The 4,811-nt window shown below is 69.5% G+C and carries 4 protein-coding genes and 1 pseudogene; 3 read left to right on the forward strand and 2 right to left on the reverse strand.

The genetic code is table 11. The features are described from left to right. Positions 1-598: pseudogene (locus IH13_RS0132785) on the reverse strand (histidine kinase); the annotation flags it as partial. A 254-nt stretch (positions 599-852) separates the two neighbouring features. Between IH13_RS0132785 and IH13_RS0132790 the strand changes: the two are divergent. From IH13_RS0132790 to IH13_RS0132800, 3 genes are all read left to right on the forward strand, one after another. Further along, entirely contained in the window at positions 853-1,668 is an 816-nt protein-coding gene (locus tag IH13_RS0132790) for an ABC transporter ATP-binding protein (protein WP_031090211.1), read from the forward strand. Beyond that, entirely contained in the window at positions 1,658-2,560 is a 903-nt protein-coding gene (locus tag IH13_RS0132795) for an ABC transporter permease (RefSeq protein ID WP_031090212.1), read from the forward strand. The genes IH13_RS0132790 and IH13_RS0132795 overlap by 11 nt, the downstream gene beginning before the upstream one ends. A gap of 91 nt (positions 2,561-2,651) precedes the next feature. Then, a complete protein-coding gene (locus IH13_RS0132800) occupies positions 2,652-3,680 on the forward strand; it encodes an ABC transporter substrate-binding protein (RefSeq protein ID WP_031090213.1) in 1,029 nt (342 codons plus the stop codon). A gap of 134 nt (positions 3,681-3,814) precedes the next feature. Here IH13_RS0132800 and IH13_RS39145 read toward each other — a convergent pair. Beyond that, positions 3,815-4,811: RICIN domain-containing protein (locus IH13_RS39145; protein WP_031090214.1), on the reverse strand; the 997-nt coding region annotated here is incomplete at its 5' end.

The raw sequence follows: 4,811 nt of genomic DNA on the forward strand, positions 1-4,811 counted from the left end.
GGCGCAGGCGCCGCGAGACCGCGACCGCCACGCCGGCGCCCACCGCCAGGGCCGCCGCCGCGCAGAGCAGGAGCCCGGGGAGGGCTCCGATCAGGCGGTGGCGCACGCTGTCGTAGGCGATGCCGACGGACACGGCTCCGACGACGTCGCCGGAGCCGTCGTACAGCGGGACCTTCGCGCGGGCGGAGCGCCCCAGCGTGCCGCTGTCGATCTGCCGGATCTCGTGGCCCGACAGCGGGCCGCTCGGGTCGGTGGACACGTGCCGTCCGATCTCGGCCGTCGTGGTGTGTGACCAGCGCACACCGCGCGTGTCCATGGTCACCACGTAGAGCGCCCCCGTGGCGCGCCGGATGCGCTCGGTCTCCTGCTGGACAGGGCCGTCCGGTGTCGGCCGGGTCGTGAGCAGCCCTCGGGCGATGGCCGGGTCCGCCGCGGTCGTCTGGGCGATCGCCAGGGCGCGGTGCGTGGCCTCCTCGTCGAGCTCCTGGGCGAGGGGCGCGGTGAAGAGGCTGACGGCCAGGACCATGACTCCGGTCGTGATGGCGAGTTGCACGACCAGGACCTGTCCGGAGAGCCGTTGGGGCCAGCGTGGGCGCATGGTCTCTTCTTTCTTCCGCGGCGTTTCCGGAACCGATGATTCCGTGCCTGCACGTTTCACGTCTGCGCCGCAGACATGCCCTGGGACACCTGTGTAGCCGCAAGGTAGACGGCTCGCGTACCCCTGCCCAGCCCTGTGCGCGGGATCGTGGATCTCGGGTGAGCACAACGAGCAGAACAGGTACTACGGGCACAAGGGCGGGTTGTGCCCACAAGGCTGTCGGTGTGCCGTGGGGCCTCCTACCGTCCCGGGGCATGAGCCTTCAGAAACGTCCGGCCATCGAGTTGCGGGGAGCGAGCAAGGTGTTCCGCACGCCCTCAGGTGGCCTGCACACTGCCGTACGCGACCTGAACCTCACCGTCGAGCAGGGTGAGTTCGTCGCAGTGGTGGGCCCCACCGGCTGCGGGAAGTCCACCACGCTGACCCTGGTGAGCGGGTTGGAGGAAGCCACCGAGGGCGAGGTCGTCGTCGGCGGGGCCCCGGTGTCCGGCATCGGCGACAAGGTCGGCTTCGTCTTCCAGCAGGACGCGGTGTTCCCCTGGCGGTCGGTGCTCTCCAACGTGATGGCGGGGCCCCGGTTCCGCGGAGTGCCGAAGGCGGAGGCCAGGGAGCGGGCCCGTTCGTGGCTGGCGCGCGTGGGCCTCAGCGCGTTCGAGGACCGCTACCCGCACCAGTTGTCCGGTGGACAGCGCAAGCGCGTCGCGCTCGCGGCCACCTTCGTGAACGACCCCGAACTCCTGCTCATGGACGAGCCGTTCTCGGCGCTCGACGTGCAGACCAGGGCTCTGATGTCCGACGAACTGCTGGACCTGTGGGCGGGCACCGGTTCCTCCGTCGTCTTCGTGACCCACGACCTGGAGGAGTCCATCGCCCTGGCGGACAAGGTCGTCGTCATGACAGCCGGGCCGGCGACCGTCAAGGAGATCTTCACCATCGACCTGCCGCGTCCGCGGCGGGTGGAGGCGGTACGGATGGAACCGCGGTTCGTGGAGATCTACCGCGAGATCTGGTCGTCGCTCGGTGAAGAGGTCCGCATCACCCGTGAACGGAGTGCCTCCGATGCCGCTTGAGAGCACCTCGGCACCGGCCGGGGAGACGCAGGCCAAGGGTGGGGGCGCGGCTGGGGCCGGGTCCCCGGGCGGGACACGCGCGCAGGCTCGGGCCCGGGCCGCGCGCAATCGCCGCATCACCGTCTACAGCGCCCGGGTCCTGCTGCTGATCGCCCTGCTGGGCCTCTGGGAGTGGCTGGCCCGTTCCGCCGTCATCGATCCGTTCAACTTCTCGATGCCGTCGAAGATCTGGGAGCAGATCAGCCGGTGGGCGACGGACGGCACCCCGCAGGGGACCCTGTGGGAACAGATCTGGTACACGCTGTACGAGGCCCTGGTCGGCTGGGTCATCGGTGTGATCGGCGGGGTGGTCCTCGGTATCGCGCTGGGCAGGATCCGCTTCCTGTCCGACGTACTGGGGCCCTACATCAAGGTGCTCAACGCGCTGCCGCGCATCGTCCTGGCACCGATCTTCCTGATCTGGTTCGGGCTGGGTCCCGCCTCGAAGATCGCCTCGGCCGTGGTGCTCGTCTTCTTCCCGGTCTTCTTCAACGCGTTCCAGGGCGCCCGTGAGGTGGACCGGAACCTGGTCGCCAACGCGCGCATCCTCGGAGCGACCAACCGGCAGGTCACCTTCCAGGTCGTCATCCCCTCGGCGACCTCGTGGATCTTCACCAGCCTGCACGTGAGTTTCGGCTTCGCCCTGATCGGGGCCATCGTCGGGGAGTACATCGGTGCCACGAAGGGCCTCGGTCTGCTCGTCTCGGCCTCCCAAGGCACGTTCAACGCCGCCGGGGTCTACGCCGCCATGGTGATCCTCGCGGTCGTCGCCCTGCTCGCCGAGGCGCTGCTGTCCTTCCTCGAACGCAGCCTCTTCCGGTGGAAGCCGGCCGACGCCGGTGACGGCCGCTGAACCTCCTCGGCGCACCGCCCCACGCGACCGGCTCCGCCGATTCCCGAGTCGCCCAGCAAGGCCCCGATTTCCCCACCACAAGGACGTGATCATGCGTAGCCATCTCAAGGCATCCGCTGCCGCCGCCGCGACGGTGCTGGCCCTGACCTCCCTCAGCGCCTGCGGCGGGGACTCCTCCGCAGGGAAGAACGGGGGCCAGGTCAAGATCATGGTCGGCGGCCTCGACAAGGTCATCTACCTGCCCGCGATGCTCACCCAGAAACTCGGCTACTTCGAAGCCGAGGGGCTCGACGTCCAGTTGCTGACCGAACCCGCCGGCGTGCAGGCCACCACGTCGCTCATCTCGGGTGACGTGCAGGGGGTCGTCGGTTTCTACGACCACACCCTCGACCTCCAGGTGAAGGGCAAGGAGGTCGAGTCCGTCGTGCAGCTCTCCCACACCTCGGGAGAGGTGGAGGTGGTGTCCAACGCCGCCGCGGACGAGATCAGGTCGCCCAAGGACTTCGCCGGCAAGAAACTGGGCGTCACCGGCCTCGGTTCCTCCACCGACTTCCTCACCAAGTACCTCGCGGTGAAGAACGGTGTGCAGACCGACCGGATCACCCCCGTGGCCGTCGGCGCCGGCCAGACGTTCATCTCCGCGCTCCAGCAGAACTCCATCCAGGCGGGGATGACCACGGACCCGACGGTCACACAGATCCTCGACAAGAAGGTCGGCAGGATACTGGTCGACATGCGTACACCCGAGGGTTCGCAGGAGGCGCTCGGCGGCCCCTACCCCTCCTCCAGCCTGTACATGAACACGAGCTGGGTGAACGACAACAAGGAGACGGTGCAGAAGCTGGCGAACGCCTTCGTCAAGACCCTCTCGTGGATGGACAGCCACTCGCCCGAGGAGATCGCGGCGAAGATGCCGGCCGACTACGCCCAGGGTGGCAAGGAGCTGTACGCCCAGGCCATCGAGAGCACCCTGCCGATGTTCACCACCGACGGCGTCATGCCGAAGGACGGCCCGGAGACCGTCGAGCGGGTGCTGAAGGCGTTCAACCCCAACCTCAAGGGGGCGAAGGTCGATCTCGGCAGGACCTACACCACGGAGTTCGTGGAGAAGGCGGGCTGACGGTCGCCCTGAGGCCTCTCGCCCGGACCGTTCGGGGCCCGCCCCGGAAGGGCCGGGCGAGAGGACGTCCCCGTCCCCGAGGCGTAGCCGAGTACGCGTCGGGAACGGGGACGTCGGTCCGCCGGAGCGGGTCCTCAGACGATCCAGCGGTCACCGTAACCGCAGTCGGCGATGACGAGCCGGGCGTCGTTGCCCGCGCCGGCGCCGCCGGTGGGACGCAGGCACAGGTCGTTGCTGACGACGTTACGGATCCAGTTCGTCCCGTCCCCGCGGGGGTCGAGCCACCAGAGCTGGTTGTCGCCGACCGCGTTGCAGTGGAACTCGCTGACCTTCGTGCCCACCCCCCTCGCCGTGTACTCGCCCAGGTCCAGGCAGAGCCCGTCCTTGCTGTTGCGGATCAGGAAGAGGGGGGCGTTCTGCGGCCCGCCGTCCTTGTCGACGATGTCCAGGTTCCACAGCTGGTTGTCACCGGTCGTGCCGTTGCACGGGTACTGGTTGACGGGATCGTTGATACGTCCCTTGCCGAAGCCCGCGATGTCGATGCACTGGCCGGTCGCCGCGTTCTTGATCACGGTGTTCTGCACGCCGGAGCGGCCGTTGGCCCACTGGCGGAGCTTCTCCGCCGCGGTCAGCTCCTTGGCCTCGGGCTTCTTGGCGGGCTTCGTCTCGGACGCGCTCGGAGACGGTGTCGGCGACGGCGCCACCTGCTGGACGACCGGTGCGGGCGGCTTCACCTCCTCCTTCTTCTCCTCCTTCTCCTTGGTCGGCTTGGCGGAGGGAACCGGTGACTGGCTGGTGTAGGTGTCCGGGACGGCGGAGCGTTCGGTGTCCAGGACCGTACCGGCCGCGTTCTCCGTCCGCGGCTGTGCGGGCGTGCGGTCGTCCTGTCCGGTCAGGAGGAACGGGACCGCGATCAGGACGGCGCCGGCGATCGCCGCCGCCGCCAGCATCGGCTTCTTGGGCCGGCTGCCGGGCACCTCACCGTCGGCGTGCGCCCGCGTGCCCGCACCACCACCGCCGCTGCCGCCGACCGCCGCGGCCGCCATGGCGGCGTCCGGCGGCGTGCCGGCACCACCGGCGGTCGCCGGTACCGCGGCCGGGGCCGCGGGGGACGCGGAGGGTGCGGTGGAC

The organism is Streptomyces sp. NRRL WC-3549, assembly GCF_000721935.1.
In the GTDB taxonomy this organism is placed as follows: domain Bacteria; phylum Actinomycetota; class Actinomycetes; order Streptomycetales; family Streptomycetaceae; genus Streptomyces.